The sequence below is a fragment of the Lacrimispora sp. 38-1 genome, from assembly GCF_049890855.1.
Classification (GTDB): Bacteria; Bacillota; Clostridia; order Lachnospirales; family Lachnospiraceae; genus Lacrimispora.
In genome coordinates, this window is record NZ_JBANEW010000034.1 from 23,010 (window position 1) to 47,346 (window position 24,337).

Sequence of the window (24,337 nt, forward strand, 5' to 3'; positions counted from 1 at the left end):
GCCTATTGTTTCTTACCATAATATTGATGGGATGTCTGTATAATGCTGCCCTTTAATTCCAGTTCCAAAAGGACACTCATGCACTCGCTGACAGACAATCCACTGCATCTCACAATCTCTTCCAGATTCTTCGGTTGCAAATCTAGGCAACTATACACCATTTTTTCTTTTTTGGCAAGCCTGTTCTTATTTTTTTCATGAACTCTTAATATTTTACCGCTTTGTAATTTAAAATATTCCAACACAGTTTCCGGAGACAGCAATACACCGGCCCCTTCAGAAATCAGACAGTTGCAGCCTGTACTTAAGGGGTCTGTCACCCTCCCAGGAAGGGCAAAAATCTCTTTTCCCTGTTCCAGTCCAAGATTAGCCGTAATCAGAGATCCGCTCTTTTCCCGGGCCTCGATTACAAGAATCGCATCGGATAACCCGCTTATGATCCGGTTTCTCATAGGAAAATTCTGAGGTTTTGGTGCTTCATCAGGCATAAATTCCGTTATAATGCCTCCGCAGTCTGCCATGCGTCTGTATAATCCGTAATTTTCTTTTGGGTAACAGATATTGATTCCGCACCCCAATACGCCGTACGTCTCCTGACCTGCCTCCAGAGCACCCTCATGTCCCGCTCCGTCTATTCCGTTAGCCAGACCGCTGATAATCGACACTCCTGCGGCGGACAGCTCTCTTGCTAAGTATACCGCCATCTGGCGTCCGTAATTGGTACAGTTCCTGGCTCCTATGATAGCTGCTGCAGGTTTCTCCTCTGCTGGAAGATTTCCCTTTACAAAAAGACCCACAGGGTAACCATAAACTGATCGAAGCCGTTTTGGATAATCATGATCAAAATGAGTGATAAATCGTATTCCTCTTTTCTCTATTTGTTCCAGCTGGATACGAATGGAATCCATATAGGATTTTCGTTCTTCAATAAACGATATCTCACTTTGTTTTAAAAGCCCGCAGCCTTCCAGTTCCTTTCTTTCTATATTATATATCTTCTTATAACTCCCCATGTAATCATGCAGCTTTTTTATTTTCACCGCTCCAAGAAACGGAATGTGGGAAAGCCAGTACAGACATTCCCTTTCTTCCAGATTATCCATAAATACCTCCCCAGAACCTGCCTTCCCGGCTGCGCAGACCAGCAGCTTCAGCCAGATGGTTTTTTGTCATTTTTTCAGAGCCTTCCAGATCTGCAATCGTTCTTGCGATTTTAAGGATTTTCTCATATCCCCGGACACTTAGTCCCATTGATTCATAGATTTGTTTAAGAAATAGCTCTTCTGTTTTATCCAGGCTGCAGAATCTTTCCAGATCCGGTTTCTTCATAGAACTGTTAAAATGTATTCCTGTGCCCTTAAACCGCTCTATCTGCATGGATCTTGCCTGCTCTATACGGATTCTGATGGATGCGGACGTTTCCCCTTTTTCTCCCTGCAGCAAATCCTTATAACTCACAGGACTTGATTCTGCACAGATATCGAATCTGTCCAGTATTGGTTTTGAGATTCTTCCCAGATATTTATTTACCTGGCTTTCAGAACATCTGCACTTCGTTCTGTCCGGATAAAATCCACAAGGACAAGGGTTCATTGCAGCCGCCAATAGAAATTTTGCAGGAAATATGTAAGCCCCGTGAGTTCTTGTTATGGTGATTTCCCCCGCTTCCAGAGGCTGCCTCAAAATCTCAATGGTGGATTTTTGAAATTCAGTCAATTCATCCAGAAACAGTACACCACCTGAAGCCAAAGTTAACTCACCCGGCCTGGGAATGCGTCCGCCTCCTGCAAGTGCCTGAGGGCTGATAGTATGATGGGGACTGCGAAAGGGCCGCGTATTCATAACAGGAGTCTCCCCGGAAAGCAGACCGCAAACGCTGTATATTTTAGAGATTTCCATGATTTCTTCAAAAGAAAGAGATGGCATTATGGTAGGAATTCTTTTGGCAAACATAGTTTTCCCTGTGCCTGCAGGCCCGATATACATAATGTTATGCATACCCGCTGCAGCAACCTCAGTGGCACGTCTTAAAAACGGCTGGCCTCCTATGTCTGAAAAATCCACATCGTAATTCTTTCTTGCAGATCCCGGCAGTTTTTGATCAGCAGAAAACTCCGGCAGCTTCCTTATTCCATTTAAATAATCCGTCAAATCCTTTAAGGTATCCAGTCCCACAACCTGTATACCATTTGCGACAGATCCTTCTCCCCTGTTCTCTCTTGGAAGATAGCATACTGTCTTTCCGTCCTTTTTTGCAGCGAGAACAATAGAAAGCGCCCCTGGCACAGGTTTCACTGTACCATCTAACCCAAGCTCTCCGGAAAATACACAGTTCGACAAATTAGAAGACGGGATCATACCAGAAGCAGATAAAATAGCAATTGCAATGGGAAGATCAAAAGCAGTCCCTTCTTTTCTGATATCTGCAGGAGAGAGATTGATGGTTATCTTTTTGGCAGGAATGCGAAAACCCGAGTTTTTAAGGGCCGTTCTGACTCTGTCCTGCGCCTCCTTTACCTGGGAAGAAAGATAACCCACCATGGAGAAACCAGGCAGCCCGTCGCTGACATCCGCCTCCACAAGAATCGGGACCCCCTCTACGCCAATAATACCAATACTATGAACTTTACTATACAATTAAACACTCCTTTCAAATATAAAGGAAATAAAAAATGGAAATTCATGCAGAAATGCACTTGGAATATCCGGAACCGGATTAAATTTATGATAACTTAAAAAGCAGAAAAAGGCAACTATTTTCTCACTTTTTCTGCTTTTTCCAAGAAATATTGACATCACTGTCAACCCCCGTCAGACATCCCTTAAACCCCGGGAAAATTCAGGCATATATGGTCTGAAACGGAGAGGCATATGATTCAGCTGACAGACCGGATTTGTACGTTCCTTAATAGAAATGCTCTTCCTGAAGCGTCTGAAAAGATCTTCGTATTCGTCCTCTTTTGCCGATTTTGTAATCTTATCTTCCCATTGGGGTGACAAAAAGTCAGTCAGATACCAGGGGCGGAATGCCGGATGGAGAACTGCCTTTTTTCTGTTCGCATCATATATTACCCAGTTCTCTCCTGAGAGGCGATCCGCAAAATGGGGTGCAAGAAGAACAATTATGTCATTCTTAGGACCGATTCGGCTTACCAGTAAATCTCCCTCCATCTCTAAAAAGCGGACAAATCCAGTCAGATGGTGTGTCTCATTATCGACAAAGCGGCACATATGAAATATGTCATAAACAGCCTGAATCTGAAGCATGCTGACAATACCGGCTCCTGCACGAAATCCGCAGATCAGAAAACGGTAAATCTTATCTGCGCGCTCCATATCATTACTTAAAGCAGCTTTGTAAACAACTTCATAGGCTTCCTCGGAAATCTTAGTTCTGATTGCTGCTATCACCTTATCAGCCTTTTGGGAATCAGTGGTCACTTCTTCATATTGACAGAACAGTTCCATGGTTATACCGTCATCCTTAAGCCGTATCATCACATTATCGTGACCCTTCTTACTGGCCCACGCGGTATAAACACCGCTTAAAATCCCCTCTATACTGCTGTCACAAAGGTATATCGTCTTCATACCATAATTCCTCCGGAGCCTGCCTGTGCCAGCAGACCGGTATTGTCAAACAGGGAAAGCTGCCGGTAAGTGGCTGTAGAGCTGATATCCCAGACACTTCTCCGTTCCTCGCCTACCAGGTGGCTGGATATATAATCCTCTTCAATCTTTACAGGATACATCATCTTACCAGAACAGGTAATAAAATAATGAGCTCTTTTCAGTACTACCCCCATCTTTTTTAAAGCTTCAAAATCCAATATTCCGCTCCGTCTGGCAGCCAGTATTCGTTTCACGGACTTCACTCCCATACCAGGAACTCTCAGAAGAGTGAAATAATCAGCCCGGTTTACTTCCACCGGAAACAGCTCCAGATGCCTGAGTGCCCAGTCACACTTGGGATCCAGAAGAACATTAAAATTAGGGCGGTCTTCCGAAAGCAGTTCTCCCGCCTGGAAACCGTAAAAACGCATCAGCCAGTCTGCCTGATAAAGCCTGTGTTCTCTCAAAAGCGGCGGTCCTCCCGGAAGGGCAGGGAGGCTGCTGTCCTGATTAACCGGCACAAACGCAGAATAAAATACTCTTTTCAGATCATAATTCCTGTACAGCGCCTCTGCCACCATCATCATCTGATAATCATTCTCAGGCGTAGCGCCCACGATCATCTGTGTGCTCTGGCCTGCCGGTACGAAAGCAGGAGTCTTTTTATATTCCATCAATTCATAGCGATTGGTCACGATTCCATTCTGAATCTGCTTCATGGGTTTTAATATCTTGTCACGGTTCTTCCCTGGAGCCAGCTTTTTCAGTCCTTCTGCTGTGGGCAGCTCTAAGTTAATACTCATACGGTCTGCAAGAAACCCTGTTTTTTCAATCAATAACGGATCTGCACCCGGAATCGCTTTTACATGAATATAGCCATGAAAATGATACTCCTCCCTCAGCTTTTTTAACGTCTGGTAGATGAGATCCATGGTATAATCAGCACTGTTTAAAACACCGGAACTCAGAAACAGACCCTCGATATAATTACGGCGGTAAAACTGTATGGTAAGCTGACAAACCTCCTCTGGTGTAAACGCAGTACGGACTACGTCATTGGAAGATCTGTTGATGCAGTATTTGCAATCGTAAATACACTGATTTGTAAATAATATCTTGAGCAGAGAGATACACCTGCCATCCGCCGAAAAGCTGTGGCAGATACCTGCCTTGCTGGCATTGCCGATGGTTCCTGCCTTCCCCTTGCGGTCCACTCCGCTGGAAGTACAGGCCACATCATACTTGGCAGCATCCGACAATATCTCTAATTTTTCCTGAACACTTAGCGCTTCCTGTATTAGCATCTCTTCACCTCGAACATTTGTTCTTAACAAGAATTTTAGCATACTTATTTAAAAATTTCAAGCTTTTTCGAATATATGTTCTCTCTTTAAACAAATTTTTATTCATTGCATTTTACAGGAAGCGGACAACAGAAAAAGACGGCGAAATTCCCCCGTCTCTGTCTGTTATGAAACCGTTACCGGTTATCGTTATTCTTCAAATCCGCCCGGATTGTTCTTCTGCCAATTCCAGGAATCCCGGCACATCTCTTTCAGCCCCCGCTCCGCTTTCCAGCCAAGCTCCTTCTCCGCTTTCGAAGGATCTGCATAACAGGTTGGGATATCTCCAGGTCTGCGTTCCATAATTGTATAAGGAATCTTTAAATCATTGGCTTCCTCAAACGCGCCAATCACATCAAGAACACTGTATCCGATTCCGGTTCCCAGATTATAGATCCACACACCGCCTGCCTGGTTTGACATGGCTTTTAAAGCCTTTACGTGGCCCACTGCCAGATCAACTACATGAATATAGTCCCTGACACAGGTTCCGTCCGGCGTACCATAATCATTGCCGAATACTCCCAGGCGTTCCAGTTTTCCTACCGCCACCTGGGTAATATAAGGAAGAAGGTTATTGGGCGTTCCTTTCGGATCTTCTCCAATCCGGCCGGATTCATGAGCTCCGATGGGATTAAAGTACCGTAATAACATAACATTCCACTCCGGATCTGCGGTATTTAAATCAGTCAGGATCTGTTCCAGCATTCCCTTGGTTCTTCCATAAGGATTGGTGATGTCTCCCTTTGGACATTCTTCCGTGATGGGCACAAACTCCGGATCTCCATATACTGTCGCAGAAGAACTGAACACAATACTCTTCACTCCGTGTTTTCTCATAACATCACAAAGCACTAAAGTTCCTGTAATGTTATTATGATAATATTCAAGCGGTTTGAAGACAGATTCGCCCACTGCCTTTAATCCTGCAAAATGAATGACACCATCAATGGATTCTTTTTCAAAGATCTGCTCCAGAGCTTCCCGGTCCAGTAAATCCGCCTCATAAAAATTCAGTTTTCTTCCTGTAATTTCCATTACCCGCTTCATGGATTCCCTGCTTGAATTACAAAGATTGTCAACCACTACTACCTCTAAACCGGCATTGAGCAGTTCCACACACGTATGACTTCCTATGTATCCTGCACCACCGGTAACTAATATCGCCATGTTAACTTCCTCCTTTAAAATGTCCTGAAACTATTATAAGCAGGAAACCGGAAAATAACAATGTAGAATTTCTTAAAAACCTATGATTTTTATCTGATTTTTTCTATTTAAATATAGAAGCAAAAAAACCTAAAATGCTTTTAAATATGTTTCCTATGCGGTGAAACACACTGCCATCCGGGTGGAAATCTTCATCCACTTTCACATCTTCATCTTCTTCATCCTGCTTGATTTCTCCAGTTCTCAGTATGATTTGAATGCTCTTTGGCGATGGATTTCTTACTGATGTCATAGAGACAGGTTTTGCTTCTAAATCAATGTTTAGCAGGGTGGTATCCTCAGTGGTATATTCGTCCCACTTATCATCAATCATATTTTTTATGGTATCCTTGGCATTTCTTAAAACTTCAGTCTGATCAAGACCATTTCCTGCAACATCCAGGGTATCCGCCAGACCGTTTAACGTCTTTTCCGTGCTGCCATTTAAAGAATTACCCACTGTCTTCATCTGATTCTCCAGAGACCGGAAAAATACATTCATGGAATCAATGCTTCCTGATGCACTGTCTGTCATCTCTCCCATATCTGTCAGCGTATTAAGCATCTCATCATGATGACGGTTTAAAATTCCATTCAGTTCTTCCGCATTTCCAATCAGGTCATCCGCAGTATCGCATAGTTTTCCAATGGCATCGGACGATTGTATTACACCGTCTGCCGCGCCGCTAATATGATTTCTTTCCGAATAGAGATCTCCAAGAAGAACTTTTGTCAGCCCAATGAATTTTGTCATATCATCGGTCAGTACGGCTCCGCTTCCTGCCAGCTGTGGGAGTATCTCAGCAAGTGGTGCTGCAGCTTTTAGTGCAGCCTTTGAAGCAGAACTGGGGGAAGCGGTACTTCCGGTTCCCAGTGCAGAAGTTAAATAATCGGTTAATGCGTTGATTTCTGTAACAGAATAGCCTTTCTCATTAAATAAATAGGAGGAAATTTCATCCTCGTCAGCCAGACCTTCCTCTGTGACGTCATAAAGCAGTTCTTCCAGTTCCTCATCCCCCAGTCCCTGTGCCGAGGCGTTTAGTGAACCGGTTAAAGCCGTCAGCTGGGGAAGTATCTCTGCAAGCGCTGCAAGTTCCTTCGCCAGCGCCTGCTGCTGGTCTGTCAGTGTATTTAAATGCTCCTGTGTCTTATCAAGCTGCTTTAAGAATATCTGAGTTTTCATTCCGACTTCCGGTGAATTTGCCAGTCTCTGTAATTCTTCCAGTTCATCTCTGAGTTTCCTTACCCCCTCCTGTAAATCATTTAAATCCGGAGAGAGATCACTTAAAATTTCAGTTAAATGATTCGTCTGGCTTCTCAGATCATTTAACGCCGTTTTGGCATTCTGCGTGTGATTATAAAACGGTCTTAGTGTCTTAGACAGTCCATCAAGTGCAGCCAGCGCTTCATCTGCATTCTGATAGACCTTTCCCTTTGAATCCGCCACAATCTGTCTGGTTTTATTAAGACCCCTGATTCCACTCGATGTACTGTCAATGCTGTTCTTCATCTGATCCATGGTATTCAGTACCACATCCAGGCTGTCACTGATGGCATCTGCAGAATCTTCCATGGTTTCCCTGGCCTCCCGCAAATCTTTCACTTTGTCAAGCTGGCTGACCGTCAGCGGGACCATGGCAAAGACCACTCCGGAGAATTTAAAATCATCCGTACCAATGCGGATGGAATAATGTCCATCTTCTCCTGGAAGAGCAAAGAAAACCACCGTGCTTAGATTTCCTACCGTCTGCACCTGCGCACCCTCGGCCTCCAGGCTTAAGTTTTTATCCATATCCACAACAGCACTGCCCATCAGTGTCATATTGTTTTTATAGAAATCGGAAAGCCCTTCATTGGGCGCCAGGTCCACATTCACTTCGATCAGACCCTTTTCCCCTGCCAGCTCTTCCGCTTTTTTCTCCACTCCGTTAAGCCTGTAACTGACTGTAATATTCCAGGGCAGCTCCTTTTTTTCCGTTTTTGTCTGTCCTTCAAAATAGAATCTGTTTTCGCCTGCTTCCGGTGTAAAAGTTACTGAGCCGTCAGCCCCCACCTCCGGTTTGGAATGATCTGTCAAATTAATTACCTTTTCATAATTTCCGTAATCTACCAGCGGCTCACTTCCATTCAACCTGTAAATCTTTACCACGCTGCTTTCCTTTATTTCTCCATAGGGATCCATTGTCACGTAAAGAGTTTCATCGCATGGAGGCTGTATTTCCGATGCCAATGGCACCAGTACGGACTGCATGGAGATAACAGCCGCCAGCCCTATGGGAACTATTTTTTTATGCCTGTTCATTTGCATCCCCTCCTTTTAACTTTCCTCTTACTTTTGTGTATTTTAAACGCCGTCTCTCTTTTCGTCTGGACGCCCGCTCCTGCTGTTTTTGTATCTGTTTATCAAACAGACTGAGTAACGCCGGTAAGAGAGACAGTACCAATAACATGCTGAGAATCGCTCCTCTGCCCACAAGGCGTCCTACCTGGGAAATGGCCTGTATGGAAGACGTAAAAAACAGGAGATAACCCACCACGGTTAAAATGCCTCCCGATGTAAGTATGGATAATGTACTTTTTGAAATGGCGGCCATTGCTGAATCTGTGTTATTCATGGTTTTTCTGAAACCAAGGTAGTTATTGGTCATCAAAATGGAATAGTCAATGGTAGCCCCCAGCTGAAGGCAGCTTACTATGATATAGCCGATATATACCATACTGTCTCCCATCACGTAGGGCAGAGTCATATTTAAGTAGATTGCAACCTCGATTGGAATAATAACAAGAATCGGCACCAGGACTGCCTGAAAAGTAACCAGGACTACAAGTGCAACCCCTGCCAGGGAAAGGATGGATACCTTATTATAGTCATCAGTTAAAATATCACGGATATCAATCGTGGTGGGCGTCATACCAATTACATATGCATCATTGGGGTAAAATTCACGAATTACATTCTCAAGCTTCTGACTGCAGTCAAAGGCATACTGACTTTCCTGAACGGTATTCATGGATATAAGGAATCTGGCGTAATGGCTGCTTCTTAACTGCATACTGACCTTATCCGGCAGAAAGCTTTCAGGAATTCCTCTCGGTATCGTTCCTGACATGGAAATGGCGTAATTAACAAAATCCAGATCCTCCAGTGCATCCGTCAGCTGTCTTTCCGTCACCACCGAACCATTTGGTACGATTCCAATCATCATGTTGGATTTTCCAAATTCCTCATTAATCTTTCTGGTATCCTCATAAACTCTTGTTCCCGGACCTGCGCCGATGGCATCATCACCATAGTAAAAGGCATTCATGCTCTGACCAAAGTAACAGGGAACAGCCAGGATCATTGCTGTTATAAACACAGGTTTCCTGATTCTGTTCATCAGCCTTGCAAAACGGTCAAAGGGAGGCACAAAGGGTTTATGCGCAGTCTTTTCTATCATTCTGTTAAAATGCAGGATCAGAGTCGGCATCAGAAACAGCACCGTTGCCAGACTGCAGATAATCCCTTTTGTAAGCACAAATCCCACATCTTTGCCAATGGTAAAACGCATGAATGCAATGACTATAAATCCGACAATCGTAGTTGCTCCGCTGGCTAAAATGGAACTGCAGGATTCCTTCACTGCCATTTCCATGGCTTTGTTTATTTCTATACCGGTATTTTTTATTGCGGTGAATGTATGTAAGAGAAAAATCGAATAGTCCATAGAGACTGCCAGCTGTAAAATAGCCGCTGTCGAAAATGTGAAAAATGATATGGTTCCAAACATCAGGTTTGACCCCATATTCAATATAATTGCGATTACCATAATTAAGATAAACAGGAATGGTTCCATCCATGACGTAGTCGTAAGCGTCAGTATCAGCCAGATGATCACCAGTGCCATACCGATTGCTATGGTAATCTCATGAGTGATGGATTCCTCCCTCTCTTTACTGGATACCGCACTTCCTGCAAAACATCCCCGATCCTTTCCTACAATCCTGTATATCTCTTCTACGCCGGAACGGGTGAGCGGATTGTCATCCCCATTTTTGAAAATGATGTCCATCAATGCATTGCCATTGCGGTAATAGTCTTTCATGGAAAATACATCAACAGAAGCCATGTCTGTCAGTCCCTCATTTGCAAAAGATGCTCCCATATATACATCCGTTGCAAGATCAGGTCCTACTACCACATCCACTCCCTCCAGATCTGAAATTTCACTTCTGATCCGCTTTGCTTCCTGAAGACTTACGTCCCGCACCATGATCCGCGCCATACCGGGATATCCAAACTCATCTTCCATCACATCCAGCGCCTGTTTCGTCTGGGCAAACTGCGGCAGATACTTGCTTAAATCATAATTAACTTTTACAAAAGGAAAACAAACTGCACAGATAATGGTCCCAGCAAAAAATACACTTTCAATTAATTTTCCTTTAAAAACAATAAAATGAACTAATTTGTCGAAAAAGCTTCTGTTTTTTTCCATATCCCCCTCCATTTATAATCGATAATCTACTAATGGATACTTTATTGACTTTTCAACATGTGTATATTATAATACTAGTGTATATAACATTCAATAATCAATCTATTTAAATACATCTATTAATAATCACAGAATATTTTTCCGGCATAATACTCAACACATTTTTGAATATCGTCAATCAGAACCACAGTACGCGCCAAAGCGCGAAAGGAGGAGTTGTATGGATATGCAAAAGCAGGATCGACGCATACGAAAAACTCAGAGACTATTAAAGGAAAGTCTTCTGGAACTTATGGAAAAAAAGGATATTAAAAATATTTCCGTAAAGGATATCACGGAACTGGCTGATTTAAACAGGGGGACCTTCTATCTTCATTACGCGGATACATACAGTCTTTTACAGGAAATGGAAACCGAAGTATTAAATGATTTTCAAAATATGGTAAACAACTATCGGGAAGCATTTAAAAAAGCATCTCTCATGCCAGTTATTATACCCATCATTCAATATATTGAGGAGAACAAAAAGATATGTAATATCCTTTTTGAGAACAGCTCATCCAACGATTTTGTCAATCGCTTCCACACTCTTATTCTAAAAAATGGAACTGCCATTATCAAAGAACAATATCCCGACGCCAGGGATGTTACCTTAAACTACTTCCTGGAATTCATTACATACGGTCTCACGGGAGTATTGAAGCAGTGGCTGAATACGGATATGAAGGAGCCGAAAGAAGAAGTTGCAGAATTTGTTGATAAGGTTATTATGGGTACTGCAAAAAATCTTCTGATCATATAATTGTATGATAAATTTAAGACAATCCTTATGTTTCAATAAGCTTTAACCGATATATGGATAGTGGAGTTTTGTAACTGCATCTTATTTTACTGTATTAAATATTACATAAGGATGATCATTATGCCTACAAAGAAAACAAAAATAAAAGAACCCAAGACAAAGCTTAAAAAGCCCAAGGCTGCAAAAGTGAAGAAGGAAAAGCCTGCAAAAGCCGGGAAAAAGACTTTATTGCCAAAGAACAAAAGAGTTGTTGTTTTGCTGGTTGCAGCCCTGTTCATTGTAATTATCGGAGCTGCCCAGGCCATTATTCTGCTGTCCGTAAGAAATAAGAATACCGTAAAAGAAAAGGTGGCCAAATCACCGGAATATTATTTTTCAAAGGATGAAGATATTTCCTCGTTCACCGCAATTGTTGGCGACCGTACCTACGAAGAGCCGGAATCCGTTCCGGAAAGCTCAAAGGAAACAGAAAAACCGGACAGTACCAAGAAGGAAACCGACCCTGCTTCCACGTCCGATTCTGAAGGCAAAACTGCATCAGAAGACGATACTTCTGCCGCAGACCAGCAGAAAGACACATATAAATATGTAAAGCTGGACAACGCCTCCGCAGATTTAAAAAGCTATAAGGATTACCTGGAGACTCAGAAAAGTTTTATCGATGTGACTGAAGAAAGTACAGCAGCAGAAACCACTGAAAGTGAAACAAAAAGTGAAAATTCGGAATGCTATCAGCTTGCCGGTCCGTCCAGTGATTCCAAGTCCTATCTTTCCATCACTCTGGAATCCGAAGGCGACAGCGTGACTGTAACAGCAGGCAAAGGCAGTGAATCCTGGAATGACTATTTTAAAAACCAGTGGAATCAGCAGAAAAAAGTAATCTCCGATATAAAAAAGCAGCCCAAATCCGAGACCTCGATTGAGGAGGCCGAGAACACCGTACGTTCCCAGGGACAGGAAAAACTGAAGCTTACAGAGAGTGCAGATTCCTACCAGTTCATAGCATCTCCCGGTATATCTAAGATAGACGGAAAAGACTACTACACGGTACGGACTTACAAGCGGCTGCCGGACAACACACTAACCTATGTTGCCACCTATTTATGTGACTGCGCCGACAACAGCGTAAGCTTTCAATTTGATGAAATAACCGGACTAACCACCCCGCTGGGGTGACAAAAAAGCAGGACAGATCAGTAATTATCACTGAACTGTCCTGCTTTCTATTATAATTATGATTTTATTATATTCTGGTACCAGTAAAAGCTGTCCTTCGGTATTCTTCTCTGGGTTTCATAGTCAACATAGACGATTCCAAACCGATCATCATAGCCCTTCTCCCATTCGAAATTATCAAGAAAACTCCACAAAAAGTACCCTTCCACTTCCGCTCCGTCTAAAACTGCGCGCTTCAGTTCAGACAGATGGCGTGCCAGGTAATCAATTCTGCACGGATCATGTACACCTCCATCTAAAGATATTACATCCAGTGCAGACATGCCATTCTCAGTGATAAATAAAGGCAGATGGTAGGTATCATAAAAATTCTTTACTGCCCAGTACATGGCTTTCGGAGTAATGGGCCAGCCCATTCCGGTCTTTCCATGACCTGCAGGAAGCTTGCCAAGCACGATCTCTCCCGTCTCAGATACGGACACGGAGGTGCCCTGATAGAGATTCATACCGCAAAAATCGAGAGGCTGGCCAATCAGGCGCCCTTCTTCCTCAGTCAGCTGCGGCAAATCACTGCCAAATAAATCCCTGCATTGTGCATGAAACCTTCCTTTTAAGAACAGCTCATTCCAGAATGCAGAAGAAAAAAGCCAGTCATCCGCTCTTATTGAATTTTGCAGTTCTCCTGCTTTTGATGCCAGAAAATCGGTTTCTTCCACGGGCCAGTAAGCATTGCCGCAGGTAGGTGCATATCCTACCCTGCAATCTGGTATCAGTTCCCGTAATTTAACCACAGATTTTCCATGTGCCAGGGCAATATTCCGGCACATGGAAAGGATTCTTCCCGCCGGATATTTAATTCCCGGAGCATGAGTGCATTTATCATATCCAAGCCAGGTAAATATCTGGGGTTCATTAAAAGTAATATAATTCTTTACCCGGTTTCCAAATGTTTTTGCAACAACCTCTGTATACGAAACAAACCACTCAGGACTTTCTGGGTTTAACCAGCCGCCCTGCATCTCCAGCTCATTGGGATAATCCCAATGAAACAGGGTTACATAGGGAGTAATATGATGTTTCAGCAGTTCGTCCACCAGATCAGAATAGAAACGCAGCCCTTTTTCATTCACGTTTCCGGTTCCATGGGGTATCATTCTTGGCCAGGAAACAGAAAAGCGGTAAGCTCCTACTCCAAGCTCTGCAAGCAGAGCAACATCCTCTTTCATCCGGTGGTAATGATCGCATGCCACTTCTCCTGTATGTCCCTCAAAAATTCTGCCTTTCTCTCTTGCAAAGACATCCCATACAGACAGCCCTTTTCCATCCTCAAAGGCTGCCCCCTCGATCTGATAGGATGAGGTTGCAGTACCCCATATAAAGTCTTTTTTCCAGTCCATCCTGCTATCCCTTCACACTTCCTGCCGTAACTCCGCCAATGATGAACCTTGACAGGCATAAATAGATAATGGCAACCGGAACAATGGCAATGGTAATCAGCATATAAACCTGACCCATGTCAAATTTTAAGAAATCCGCACTTCTAAGCTGCGCTATTAATATAGGAAGCGTTTTTTTCGCATTGGATTTGAGCACAAGGGAAGGAACAAAATAATTGTTCCAGGAAGCCACAAATGCAAAGATTCCCTGCACTGCCAGAGCAGGCTTCACAATGGGTATTACAATAAAATTAAAGGTGTAAAATTCATTGGATCCATCAATTCTGGCTGACTCCACAATTTCCAACGGCAGATTGCTTTGAAAATAAGAAACCATAAAATAGAATATAACCGGTGCAGCCATAGATGGAAGAATCAGAGGAACAAAACTGTCCATAAGTCCCATTTTACCAATCAGGCTTAAGAAACCAAGGGTTGTGACCTGCGTAGGAATCATCATAATCAGGATGATAAAAAGATAAACTGCATTTCTGAATTTAAAATCATAGGCATGAATTGCATATGCCGTAAGTGCTGATACATATACTGCCAGGCCTGCGGAAGCACCGGCGATAAAGAGACTGTTTATTATTCCATGAACAACAGGCAGATTCTTGTTATGCAGCACATTATATAAGTTAGGACCGAATGATCTGCCTGGCAGAAATGAGAATCCCTTTGCAATTTCCGGATGGGATCTGGTCGCATTAATGATCAGGCAATAAAAGAAGAAAAGGCACAGAAAAGACAAGAGTGACAGTACGATATAAGCAACTGCCTTTTTTAAATTCATCGCTTTTCCCATTATTTTGATCCTCCTTTCTGTTTACCAGCACCGGTGAGTATAAAAAATACCACAAGACTGAGTGCTGCTGTAATAATGAAGAGTATTACGGATAAAGCTCCTGCCATACCATAGTTTTTGCTGAACAGGTGATTATTCAAAAACATGATTAACGTCATACTGGCCCGGTCAGGGGTTCCTTTTCCATTGGTAAGTACCTGGGGCACATCAAACATCTGCAGTCCGCCGATGAGTGAAGTGATCAGTACGTAAATAAATATGGGTTTAATGGTCGGCATTGTAATTTTGGTAAATATCTGGAAAGATTTTGCTCCGTCTATGGCTGCAGCCTCAAACAAAGCAGAATCAACTCCAAGAATGGCCGCCATGAGGAGTATGGTTGTATTGCCAAACCACATCATGAAATTCATAAAACCGATCAGTCCTCTGGTTCCCCATACTGTGGTAAGAAAACGGATCGGACTGTCTGCCAGCCCCATTCTTATTATAAGATTGTTCATTGGACCGTCATCTGAAAACAGGGCAAAAAACAGCATGGCAAAGGATGCCGCCATAATCACATTGGGAAGGTATATAATTGTTTTGAAAAAGGTACTTCCTCTCAGCCGCATTCTAAAATCAGCAAACCAGACCGCCAGAATCAGGGAAATGATAATCTGGGGAATAAAGCCGATAATCCAGAGAATCACGGTATTGCCTAAGTACTTTAGGAGATCACTCTGAAAAATGGTGATATAATTCTCAAATCCGACAAAATTAGGTCCGATCTGAGTCAACCCTGAACGGTAATTTTCAAACATACTGTTATAAAACGTAGATATCAGGGGGATAAAGGAAAATACTAAATATGTAACAAAAAAAGGTATTAAAAAAATGTATCCCCATTTTGAATAGCTGACTTTCTTTCTGGCTTTTGCCTTTTTTTCTCTTACCATGATGGAGCCTCCTGTTTTCATACAGGGCGGGAAAATCCCGCCCTGTATCTTACTGCTACTGTGTTTCTAATTCCGGATATTTCTCTTGTGCAGATGTGTAGAAATTCTTAAGTGCTGTATCTTTATCAACAGTACCGTTAAAATAATCATGCATTGCATTCTGGAAGCTTTCATTCAGTCCCTGATCGTAAGGAGAAATCTTGCTCATATCAATCTTTTCTGCAGCATCACAGTACATCTGAAGAGGATTCTGTCCGCCAAGGAAAGCCGACTTATAATCGCCCTTTGCCAGTTCTTCCATAACTGTCTTGTTATTTACGAAGTCATTCTTCTCTTCTACAATTTTCTTCATGGTTGCATCATCACAGCAGATTGTCTTCATAATATCTGCTACAATATCAGGATTGTCGGTGCCATTTGCTGCGCACAGCCAGGTTCCGCCCCAGTTATAGGATTCTGGTCCAATGGTTGCAGCCCAGTCACCATAAACACCATTTCCTGGTTCCTGCTTTCCTCCGTCAGCTTCTGCCTTTGCAAGAGAGTTTTTCGCAAGAACGAAATCTACGCCCCATGCCGGCATGAAATAACCAAATACTTTTCCTTCAGGACCCTGTCCGGAAGCCCATTCAGCTGCCCAGAGTGTGGTTTTCTGATTGTAGCCGCTGTCTGTATACTTCTTTGTCTGCTCTACCCACTTTTCAAGGCTCGGATCAATCGCTATTTTCTTTCCGTTTACCCATGGAGCAGCTACATTGTTAGAGAAAGTACGGTAGGAATCATCATAGCCGGAAAGCATAAGGTAACCTTTATCTTTCATCTTTGCAGCAGTTTTGTCAAAGGAATCCCAGTCATTAATTGCCTTTTGAACTTCTGCAGGATCATCTGTTCCCAGTACATCCTTGGCAATGGAACGGCGATAGATATAAAGTCCAGGGCAGCCCTGCCAGGAAATACCTTTTTGCGCTCCCTTGGAATCCTGTGCGATTACTTTGGTGTAGTCATACTGCTTTGACATATCCTGATCTGTAATACCAACATCCTTTAAATCAAGGGTGTAATCGGAATTGACATACTTCAGAATATAATCAGCTTCAACCAGGAACATATCCACTTTATCATCAGCCTTTGCATCATTCTGATTTAACAGTGCTTCATCAAGAGCATTCTGATAAGCGTTGTTTTCACTGGGAGTCGTCACAAAATTGACCTTATAACCGGCTGGAAGCTTGGAAGCATAATAATCTTCATATCTGGCTTTGAATTCATCATTCCAGACATAAATATTAATCACTTTTCCTCCTTCACCGCCAGCTTCTTTCTGCGCTTCCGTCTTTGCCTCAGTTTCCTTGGCAGTCGTCTCTGCAGCTTTGCTTCCACTTTCGCTCTGCGCGCTCTTTGAGGAGCAGCCGGCAACCAGTGAAGCTGCCATTACCGCGCATAATAATCCGCTTACAACTTTCTTCTTCATATTTCCCTCTCCTTTTCTGATATTACTATCATGAAATATTAGCATTACCAACCGATTCCCCTGTAATCAGCTCCCCCTCCACAATGATCTGTTCTGTGAAAGTTGTCTTGGGTTTTTCGATTGTGCTTATCAATTTTTTGGCGGCCTGTATACCGATTGCCGCTGTGTCCTGGCGAATGGTAGTAAGCCTGGGGTTTAATAACTGTGATAATCTGCTGCCGTCATAGCCGGCAATGGAGATATCATCCGGAACCCTTATATTTCTTACCCGGATTTCATTAAGACCGCCGATCAGCGCTGTATCATCGGGATATAAGATACAGGTTGGCGGATCTTTTCTGTCTAACAGCTCACTGGTACATGCCATAGCCTGACTGACATCCAGATAATCTGCTTCCAGTACATAATCATCAGGTACCGAAAGCTCTTTACTTTCAAGAAAGCGATAAAAGCTGGTGAGCCTCGCCTTTGTAACGGTGCTGCCTGCCTGCCCGTGTATGTAGGCAATTTTCCTGTGGCCTTTTTCATAAACATATTCCATAAGGCTTTGGATACCTTTTACGTTATCGGATAAAACAGAAGAGCAGTTTTCATTGATATGATCAATTGTTACAACCGGAATGTCCCCGTTTAAAAGATCAATCACCTCAGGGTTGTCGAATTGGACGCAGGCAATCACCACACCATCTACATTCCTGTATTTGCAGTGGTCATAATAGGAAACCTTCTTTTTTCCTATCTGCCCGTTAATAAATGTAATATCATACCCCTGCTTTTCCGCCTCTACCTTAAATCCCTCCAGAACCGCGGCAAAATATTCATGAGTCAGACCGCTGTTAGCCTCATCAACAAACAGAACTCCTATGTTATAGCTTCTGTTTGTTTTTAAGGATCTTGCTGCAGCATTGGGATAATATCCCAGTTTTTCCGCTGCCTGCTTAACTCTTATTTTAGTGCTCTCCCCGATGTCATTCTGATCATTAAGCGCCTTGCTCACTGTGGCAACGGATACTCCGCAGTGCTGTGCCAGTTCTTTCATAGAAATCATATGTCTCATCCTTTTAACTTAATCGTTTTCGTATTTTCACTATACCCCTTTCTTCGGTAAAAATCAATAAGTTTTTTCTTTTTTGTCTAGTTTAAATAGATTTTACACATACTTTTTGTGCATATTTACATTTTTCATTAAACTTACCTATTATAAATTCCATTATTTAAAATTTTCCTCTTGTTTTTTTTCTCAACCCGCGCTATTATGACCGTATAACTCCCTATTATCTTTCTTAATCGTTTTCGAAAAATGTCGTTTTTAGGGATTTGGGTCATCCAACAGGAAGGAGTTATTCAACTATGAAATATGGATATTTTAATGACCAGGACAAAGAATATGTAATTACTGCCCCAGATACTCCTCTGCCGTGGATCAACTATCTGGGCAGCGAAAATTTCTTTTCGCTGGTTTCCAATACCGGAGGTGGCTACAGCTTTTATAAAGATGCCAAAATGCTCCGGCTGACAAGGTACCGTTACAATAATGTTCCTCTGGACAGCAACGGACACTACTACTACATTAATGAAAACGGCACTATCTGGAATCCGGGCTGGCAGCCCACAAAGACTCCGCTGGATTTCTATGAATGCCGCCATGGACTTGGAGTGACCCGTTTCACCGGAAAGAAAAATGGCTTGTGCGCAAATGTCACAGCCTTTGTACCTTTAGGCGATTCCTGTGAGATCAACCAGGTCACATTAAAGAATGAAAGCACCGCCGCCAAAGAATTTACCCTGTATTCCTACGTGGAATTCTGTCTGTGGAATGCCATGGATGATATGACCAACTATCAGAGAAATTTCAATACCGGTGAGGTTGAAGTTGAGGGTTCTGTCATTTATCATAAAACAGAGTACAGAGAAAGAAGAAATCATTATGCCTATTACTCCGTCAATACCGATATACAGGGTTTTGATACGGACAGGAATACCTTTACAGGCGTGTATGGCTCCAATCAGAATCCGGCCATGGTGGAAAAAAATACTTCCGGTAATTCCATGGCCAGCGGCTGGTCTCCCATCGGCTCTCACCGGATCACGCTCCAATTAAAACCCGGAGAGGAAAAAACCTTTGTCTTTGTTCTTGGATACGCAGAGAATGAACAGGACTCAAAATGGAGCGCACCAGATGTCATCAACAAGACTCCCTCCAATGCTGTGCTGGAAAAATACCGCACTGCTTCAGACATTGAAAAAGCCCTTGAAAAGCTGAAACAATACTGGACAGATCTTCTCTCTACTTACAGCGTAACACTGGAGGAAGAAAAAACCGCACGCATGGTAAACATCTGGAACCAGTATCAGTGCATGGTGACCTTTAATATGTCCCGCTCTGCCTCCTATTATGAATCAGGAACAGGAAGAGGTATGGGATTCCGTGATTCCTGCCAGGACTTACTTGGTTTTGTTCACATGATACCGGAACGGGCAAGGGAGCGCATCATCGATATTGCCTCTACCCAGTTTGAAGACGGAAGTGCTTACCACCAGTATCAGCCTCTTACTAAAAGAGGAAATATGGATATTGGAAGCGGTTTTAATGATGATCCGCTCTGGCTTATCGCAGGAGTCAGTGCATACATACGCGAAACCGGCGACTGGGATATCTTAAAAGAAACGGTTCCTTTTGATAACGATGCCAGCAAGAGCCAGACTTTAATGGAGCATTTAAGACGTTCCTTTGGATTTACAAGATCCCATTTAGGACCACACGGCCTCCCTCTCATCGGGCGTGCCGACTGGAATGACTGCCTGAATTTAAACTGCTTCTCCATGGAGCCGGGTGAATCATTTCAGACAACAGGACCCTCGGAAGGTCCTGTTGCAGAATCTCTGATGATCGCGGGAATGTATGTAAAATACGGAAAAGAATACGCGGAAATCTGCCGTTTAACCGGACTTGAGAAGGAAGCCGCCGAAGCGGAAGCTTCTGTAAAAGAAGTTTATGATGCAGTCCTTAAATCCGGCTGGGACGGAGAATGGTTCCTGCGCGCCTATGACGCTTTCGGCAATAAAGTTGGCTCCAGGGAATGCAAAGAAGGTCAGATTTTTATTGAACCACAGGGATTTTGCGTAATGGGCGGAATTGGAATTGAAGAAGGCCTGGCGAAAAAAGCTCTGGACAGTGTGCAGGAAAGGCTTGAAACCACCTATGGAATCGTACTTCATCAGCCGGCATACCAGACCTATCATAAGGAGCTGGGTGAAATTTCTTCCTATCCGCCGGGATACAAAGAAAATGCCGGAATCTTCTGCCACAACAACCCATGGATTTCCATTGCAGAAACCATGATCGGCAGAGGAAACCGTGCATTTGAAATTTACCGTAAAACGGCTCCTGCCTATACAGAAGAAATCAGTGAGATTCATAAGACAGAACCTTACTGCTATTCCCAGATGATAGCCGGTAAAGATGCCGCCAATTTCGGTGAAGCAAAGAACAGCTGGCTGACCGGTACTGCAGCCTGGACCTTTGTCTGTATCTCCCAGCACATTTTAGGCATACGGCCTGGTTTCCATGGCTTAATTGTAAATCCCTGCCTTCCGGATTCAATCGGAGAATTTTCTGCTGTCCGCAAGTTCCGGGGTGCCAGCTACCACATTCATGTGGTAAGAAACGGTAAGACAGGAAACAAAATTTCTTCTTTCCTGGTAGACGGAGTTTCCATTGAAGGAAATGAGATCCCAATCCAGGAAGGCAAAAAAGAATATCATGTTAATCTGATACTGGAATAAGCTTCAGGGGCAAAACCATAATTATGGCTTTGCCCCTTTGAATTTATATGGTATAGTTATAAATAGAAAGAAATGGAAAAGGAGGCAGAGATATGAACTTCTCTCAATTAGTAAAGGAACGTTATTCCGTCAGAAAATTCAGTGACCGTAAAATAGAACCGGACACATTAAAACTAATCCTGGAGGCCGGTCAGGCTGCCCCCACAGCAGTTAATTACCAGCCCCAGCGTATTCTCGTATTGGATAGCCCGGAGAATCTTGCAAAACTAAAGGAATGTACCCCCTATCATTTTCATGCACCCATGGCACTTCTGATCTGCTATGACACAACAGTAAGCTGGAAGAGATCCTATGACCAGGAAGATATGGGACCAGTGGATGCAAGCATCGTAACGGCTCAGATGATGCTGCAGGCTGCAGAACTGGGCCTTGGAACCACCTGGGTAGGTCATTTCGACCCAACAGCCATAAGAGAATCATTTCATATCCCGGAAGCTCTTATTCCTGTGGCACTGCTCCCCCTTGGTTATCCGCGAGAAGACTCAGTCCCCCATCCCCTTCATGAAAAACGCTATGATTTAGACCATACAGTTTTCTTTAATTCCTTTCCGGATGCAGCCATAAACGAGGACAAAAACCGTTAAATAAAAGGACCCCTGGCCGCTTTTGCCGAATGTCGCAGATTCAGGCGAAAAGGACTCAGGGGTGGGATTAATTCCTGATTTCTTCTATTTTCTATTCTTTGTCATACGCTTCCAGTGCAATAGGCAATGACTGAATCACTACATTTCCTGCAGCAGGCAGTCCAACCAATACACTGCTGATTATTTCCTCTCTTGTAGCTCCATGTGATTTTGCCAGCTGAACATGAAAAGGCAGACCGCTTTCCAGCCGCATGACTGCCATAACCGCAATATAGGCAAGTTCCTCTGTCTTTTTATCAAGTCCGCTTGCCATGTCAAGCTTATGAACCATCTCCATCCATGGCCCCTGAACTTCCGGTGTCTCCTGTGCAAATACTGAAAATGCATTACTCACCTGCATATAGCTTTACTCCTTTCTCATACGCACCGCTGCTCATTCGTGGTCAAACATGCCCTTCCAGGCAGGCAGCTTTTTCATACTGCTTACAGCAATTTTCTCTGCCGCTGTTTCATCAAATCCCTGAGACTCCATAATAAACCTGGTCATACCGGCCTTTGCCTCTTCAAATGACCTCATGGTCCCATCCGGCCTGGCACAATAAACACAGTAATCTTTCTGCTCATCGCCTCCTGCAAAATCAGACTTCTTTTCCATGGGCATACCACAGGCTATGCATACCTTCATATTCCTTTCCTCCTCATCTACTTCCGAATAAGACTTAAAAATGTATGTTTCAATTCTCCGGCATAACGCGCCAATACCTGTTCATCCGGAGAAAAGAAATCCTTGTTCCATAAGTAATAATGGATCATACCAAGCCATGTATTAAAAAGCATATGGACAGGGATTTCTTTTATGGTGCCATTCTTCATCTCCCTTGACATCAGCAGGTTAAAATGATGGGCAATCGCAGACTGATTATCCGCATATACATACTGTACTTCTTCCGGCAAAAGACTCCTCTCTGTAATAAGGCGAAGATAAAAATCCTCATGTTCAATGAGAATCCTTAAATGCGTATCCAGGAAATCACTAACACTGATGTTTAATTCTGCCATATCATGAAATTCAGCTGCAAGGCTGATCTGAAACTCTCCAATGATACACTCCAAAAGATCATTCAGTGACTGGAAATGAGAAAAAACAGTTCCATGTGAGACTCCTGCCTCTTTGGCAATCCTTGCAGTTGAAGCAGAAAAACCTTCTTTTGCATATATCCGGTACGCGGTATCCATAATTTTCTGCCTGGTTGTTTCTTTTTGTATCTGTCTTTTTGATTTCATATTAATGACCACCAACTCATTGAGTATGTACTCAATATAAAACTTTTTTTCTTCGTTGTCAATGTTTTTTTTTGCTGAACCGGCTAGTTCTTCTCACCAGTTATGCTTAATCCCATAAAATCCTGTTTCACTATACCGCCGCTAAGTTTGCTGCTGCCAAGAAGTTCCTGTATCTCTTTCTGTGTATAAGAAGCTTTCAGCGAAGAAAGAAATCCAGGTCTGATTTCTTTTGGTTTTGTGCTGAAATATATCATATATCGTTTCAATAAGCCGATATCCCGTCTCATATCTGTAATACAATACCTTCCTCCCGGACGAAGCACCCGGTATATCTCATTAAAAACTTCAACCGGATTTTCCCATTCATGCATGGATCCATTGGATATCACACAATCAAATGAAACGTCAGGCAATGGCATATTCATGCCATTTCCCTGTACATAGCGGGCGGCAATTCCATAATCCCGGGCATTTTTCTCCGCAATTCGGATCATGGCCGGACTGATCTCACACCCGGTAAAAGTTCTGGGATTTACCTGTTTTGCCAGTTCCAGACCCACATAGCCCGGACCCGGTCCAATTTCCAGAATATCTCCGCCATGAATTCCGGAGGATATCATCTCAGTCACCCCGTTCCATCCCTTATCCCTCATACCTTTTGCAAACTCATCGAAAATCTCTGCTGTCACTTCACTCTGGATTCCCTCATTCGTTTCAACTATTCTCGCTGCTGTCATAACCTGCTCCTTTCTTTCTGATGGCTTCTGCGGATTCTTCCGCCCAGTTTAATTCGGCTCTGTAATGCATGATATGATGATTAAATATAATCTCAGCGTAAGTCTTCATATCTTCAGGTATGACCTTTTCCATCTCTGTCTGATGTACCTCAATTCCTTTCAGCACTGATTTCAGATGGTTGATATGAAGAGTAAGGCTCTGCAGAAAATCTGCTGCAGTGAGATATTCAGAAAAATAAAATGCGGCATCCGCTTCAAAAACAGGACGATAATTCATATCCAGAGTCTGTTTCAGCAGCTCCTTAAACTTCTCCGCTCCTGTCTCTCCAACAAAGTATACCGTTTTTTCCGGTCTTGCACTTTGCTTATCTCTTAAAGCAGTCAGAATACCGGACGCTTCCATCTTCTCAAGATGGTAGTATACATTCGGAAGTTTTATTCTGGTAAAATCCTCCAGCTGTTCTTCCATAATTTTTTTGATCTGGTAGCCATGCTGAGGACCAAACCGCAGTAATATCCCAAGTATATACAGAGGTATCATATAAAACTCCTTCCTTTTTAGTCAGTACTGACTATTCCATAAATCCATTATACTCAGTACTGACTATTTGTCAAGGGCGTT

Annotated in this window: 21 protein-coding genes; 4 read left to right on the forward strand and 17 right to left on the reverse strand. The window is 43.1% G+C overall.

Annotation, left to right across the window (positions count from 1 at the left end):
* Positions 1–2: 2 nt before the first annotated feature.
* The 7 genes from dprA to V7D18_RS08020 all read right to left on the reverse strand — a co-directional run bounded on the left by dprA (position 3) and on the right by V7D18_RS08020 (position 10,642).
* On the reverse strand, positions 3–1,103 hold the full coding sequence (dprA, locus tag V7D18_RS07990; RefSeq protein ID WP_426153150.1) for a DNA-processing protein DprA: 1,101 nt from the start codon (positions 1,101–1,103) through the stop codon (positions 3–5).
* Positions 1,096–2,637 carry a YifB family Mg chelatase-like AAA ATPase gene (locus tag V7D18_RS07995; protein ID WP_426153152.1) on the reverse strand — a complete coding sequence of 514 codons (1,542 nt, stop codon included), beginning with the start codon at positions 2,635–2,637 and terminating at the stop codon, positions 1,096–1,098. The genes dprA and V7D18_RS07995 overlap by 8 nt, the downstream gene beginning before the upstream one ends.
* A 174-nt stretch (positions 2,638–2,811) precedes the next feature.
* Complete coding sequence (locus V7D18_RS08000; RefSeq protein ID WP_426153154.1) at positions 2,812–3,591, reverse strand: TIGR03915 family putative DNA repair protein; 780 nt, start codon at positions 3,589–3,591, stop codon at positions 2,812–2,814.
* On the reverse strand, positions 3,588–4,916 hold the full coding sequence (locus tag V7D18_RS08005) for a putative DNA modification/repair radical SAM protein (RefSeq protein WP_426153156.1): 1,329 nt from the start codon (positions 4,914–4,916) through the stop codon (positions 3,588–3,590). The genes V7D18_RS08000 and V7D18_RS08005 overlap by 4 nt, the downstream gene beginning before the upstream one ends.
* Positions 4,917–5,105: 189 nt before the next feature.
* The gene (galE, locus tag V7D18_RS08010) at positions 5,106–6,125 is read right to left on the reverse strand and encodes a UDP-glucose 4-epimerase GalE (protein WP_426153158.1); all 1,020 of its coding nucleotides are present in this window, start codon (positions 6,123–6,125) and stop codon (positions 5,106–5,108) included.
* A gap of 103 nt (positions 6,126–6,228) precedes the next feature.
* Entirely contained in the window at positions 6,229–8,466 is a 2,238-nt protein-coding gene (locus tag V7D18_RS08015; protein WP_426153160.1) for a hypothetical protein, read from the reverse strand.
* Positions 8,453–10,642, reverse strand: a complete 2,190-nt coding sequence (locus V7D18_RS08020) for an efflux RND transporter permease subunit (RefSeq protein WP_426153162.1) — start codon at positions 10,640–10,642, stop codon at positions 8,453–8,455. Before V7D18_RS08020 ends, V7D18_RS08015 begins: the two co-directional genes overlap by 14 nt.
* Before the next feature lie 220 nt (positions 10,643–10,862).
* On the opposite strand from V7D18_RS08020, the gene V7D18_RS08025 reads away from it, so the two are divergent.
* Both V7D18_RS08025 and V7D18_RS08030 read left to right on the forward strand, forming a co-directional pair.
* Positions 10,863–11,444, forward strand: coding sequence for a TetR/AcrR family transcriptional regulator (locus V7D18_RS08025; RefSeq protein ID WP_426153164.1), 582 nt, complete (start codon positions 10,863–10,865; stop codon positions 11,442–11,444).
* A gap of 120 nt (positions 11,445–11,564) precedes the next feature.
* Entirely contained in the window at positions 11,565–12,620 is a 1,056-nt protein-coding gene (locus tag V7D18_RS08030) for a hypothetical protein (RefSeq protein ID WP_426153166.1), read from the forward strand.
* A 56-nt stretch (positions 12,621–12,676) separates the two neighbouring features.
* On the opposite strand, the gene V7D18_RS08035 is transcribed toward V7D18_RS08030, so the two are convergent.
* Genes V7D18_RS08035 through V7D18_RS08055 form a run of 5 tightly spaced genes read right to left on the reverse strand, consistent with a single transcriptional unit; the run spans position 12,677 to position 18,312 of the window.
* A complete protein-coding gene (locus V7D18_RS08035) occupies positions 12,677–14,017 on the reverse strand; it encodes a GH1 family beta-glucosidase (protein ID WP_426153168.1) in 1,341 nt (446 codons plus the stop codon).
* A gap of 4 nt (positions 14,018–14,021) precedes the next feature.
* Positions 14,022–14,861 (reverse strand): carbohydrate ABC transporter permease, encoded by an 840-nt coding sequence (locus tag V7D18_RS08040; protein ID WP_426153170.1) that lies wholly within the window; start codon positions 14,859–14,861, stop codon positions 14,022–14,024.
* A complete protein-coding gene (locus V7D18_RS08045) occupies positions 14,861–15,796 on the reverse strand; it encodes a carbohydrate ABC transporter permease (protein ID WP_426153172.1) in 936 nt (311 codons plus the stop codon). The genes V7D18_RS08040 and V7D18_RS08045 overlap by 1 nt, the downstream gene beginning before the upstream one ends.
* Before the next feature lie 55 nt (positions 15,797–15,851).
* Entirely contained in the window at positions 15,852–17,264 is a 1,413-nt protein-coding gene (locus V7D18_RS08050) for a carbohydrate ABC transporter substrate-binding protein (RefSeq protein ID WP_426153174.1), read from the reverse strand.
* 28 nt (positions 17,265–17,292) lie between these two features.
* Complete coding sequence (locus V7D18_RS08055) at positions 17,293–18,312, reverse strand: LacI family DNA-binding transcriptional regulator (protein ID WP_426153176.1); 1,020 nt, start codon at positions 18,310–18,312, stop codon at positions 17,293–17,295.
* A gap of 302 nt (positions 18,313–18,614) precedes the next feature.
* Here V7D18_RS08055 and V7D18_RS08060 point away from each other — a divergent pair, with 302 nt between their 5' ends.
* Entirely contained in the window at positions 18,615–21,050 is a 2,436-nt protein-coding gene (locus tag V7D18_RS08060) for a GH36-type glycosyl hydrolase domain-containing protein (protein WP_426153178.1), read from the forward strand.
* A gap of 92 nt (positions 21,051–21,142) precedes the next feature.
* The gene (locus tag V7D18_RS08065; RefSeq protein WP_426153180.1) at positions 21,143–21,694 is read left to right on the forward strand and encodes a nitroreductase family protein; all 552 of its coding nucleotides are present in this window, start codon (positions 21,143–21,145) and stop codon (positions 21,692–21,694) included.
* 91 nt (positions 21,695–21,785) lie between these two features.
* On the opposite strand, the gene V7D18_RS08070 is transcribed toward V7D18_RS08065, so the two are convergent.
* From V7D18_RS08070 to V7D18_RS08090, 5 genes are all read right to left on the reverse strand, one after another.
* Positions 21,786–22,094, reverse strand: a complete 309-nt coding sequence (locus V7D18_RS08070) for a carboxymuconolactone decarboxylase family protein (RefSeq protein ID WP_426153182.1) — start codon at positions 22,092–22,094, stop codon at positions 21,786–21,788.
* Between the two features lie 33 nt (positions 22,095–22,127).
* On the reverse strand, positions 22,128–22,379 hold the full coding sequence (locus V7D18_RS08075) for a zinc ribbon domain-containing protein (protein ID WP_426153184.1): 252 nt from the start codon (positions 22,377–22,379) through the stop codon (positions 22,128–22,130).
* Positions 22,380–22,396: 17 nt separating this feature from the next.
* Positions 22,397–22,978 carry a TetR/AcrR family transcriptional regulator gene (locus V7D18_RS08080; RefSeq protein WP_426153186.1) on the reverse strand — a complete coding sequence of 194 codons (582 nt, stop codon included), beginning with the start codon at positions 22,976–22,978 and terminating at the stop codon, positions 22,397–22,399.
* A gap of 83 nt (positions 22,979–23,061) precedes the next feature.
* Positions 23,062–23,715 carry a class I SAM-dependent methyltransferase gene (locus V7D18_RS08085; RefSeq protein WP_426153188.1) on the reverse strand — a complete coding sequence of 218 codons (654 nt, stop codon included), beginning with the start codon at positions 23,713–23,715 and terminating at the stop codon, positions 23,062–23,064.
* Positions 23,693–24,256, reverse strand: coding sequence for a PadR family transcriptional regulator (locus V7D18_RS08090; protein WP_426153190.1), 564 nt, complete (start codon positions 24,254–24,256; stop codon positions 23,693–23,695). Before V7D18_RS08090 ends, V7D18_RS08085 begins: the two co-directional genes overlap by 23 nt.
* Positions 24,257–24,337: the final 81 nt, after the last annotated feature.

Bases quoted from the DNA above. Each gene is read 5' to 3' on its own strand.
- V7D18_RS08065 (WP_426153180.1), top strand. From the start codon at position 21,143: ATGAACTTCTCTCAATTAGTAAAGGAACGTTATTCCGTCAGAAAATTC.
- V7D18_RS08080 (WP_426153186.1), bottom strand. From the start codon at position 22,978: ATGAAATCAAAAAGACAGATACAAAAAGAAACAACCAGGCAGAAAATT.
- V7D18_RS08000 (WP_426153154.1), bottom strand. From the start codon at position 3,591: ATGAAGACGATATACCTTTGTGACAGCAGTATAGAGGGGATTTTAAGC.
- V7D18_RS08050 (WP_426153174.1), bottom strand. From the start codon at position 17,264: ATGAAGAAGAAAGTTGTAAGCGGATTATTATGCGCGGTAATGGCAGCT.
- V7D18_RS08040 (WP_426153170.1), bottom strand. From the start codon at position 14,861: ATGGGAAAAGCGATGAATTTAAAAAAGGCAGTTGCTTATATCGTACTG.
- V7D18_RS08030 (WP_426153166.1), top strand. From the start codon at position 11,565: ATGCCTACAAAGAAAACAAAAATAAAAGAACCCAAGACAAAGCTTAAA.
- V7D18_RS08015 (WP_426153160.1), bottom strand. From the start codon at position 8,466: ATGAACAGGCATAAAAAAATAGTTCCCATAGGGCTGGCGGCTGTTATC.
- V7D18_RS08090 (WP_426153190.1), bottom strand. From the start codon at position 24,256: ATGATACCTCTGTATATACTTGGGATATTACTGCGGTTTGGTCCTCAG.
- V7D18_RS08005 (WP_426153156.1), bottom strand. From the start codon at position 4,916: ATGCTAATACAGGAAGCGCTAAGTGTTCAGGAAAAATTAGAGATATTG.
- V7D18_RS08055 (WP_426153176.1), bottom strand. From the start codon at position 18,312: ATGATTTCTATGAAAGAACTGGCACAGCACTGCGGAGTATCCGTTGCC.
- V7D18_RS08075 (WP_426153184.1), bottom strand. From the start codon at position 22,379: ATGAAGGTATGCATAGCCTGTGGTATGCCCATGGAAAAGAAGTCTGAT.
- V7D18_RS08020 (WP_426153162.1), bottom strand. From the start codon at position 10,642: ATGGAAAAAAACAGAAGCTTTTTCGACAAATTAGTTCATTTTATTGTT.
- V7D18_RS08025 (WP_426153164.1), top strand. From the start codon at position 10,863: ATGGATATGCAAAAGCAGGATCGACGCATACGAAAAACTCAGAGACTA.
- dprA (WP_426153150.1), bottom strand. From the start codon at position 1,103: ATGGATAATCTGGAAGAAAGGGAATGTCTGTACTGGCTTTCCCACATT.
- V7D18_RS08070 (WP_426153182.1), bottom strand. From the start codon at position 22,094: ATGCAGGTGAGTAATGCATTTTCAGTATTTGCACAGGAGACACCGGAA.
- V7D18_RS08045 (WP_426153172.1), bottom strand. From the start codon at position 15,796: ATGGTAAGAGAAAAAAAGGCAAAAGCCAGAAAGAAAGTCAGCTATTCA.
- V7D18_RS08085 (WP_426153188.1), bottom strand. From the start codon at position 23,715: ATGACAGCAGCGAGAATAGTTGAAACGAATGAGGGAATCCAGAGTGAA.
- V7D18_RS08035 (WP_426153168.1), bottom strand. From the start codon at position 14,017: ATGGACTGGAAAAAAGACTTTATATGGGGTACTGCAACCTCATCCTAT.
- galE (WP_426153158.1), bottom strand. From the start codon at position 6,125: ATGGCGATATTAGTTACCGGTGGTGCAGGATACATAGGAAGTCATACG.
- V7D18_RS08060 (WP_426153178.1), top strand. From the start codon at position 18,615: ATGAAATATGGATATTTTAATGACCAGGACAAAGAATATGTAATTACT.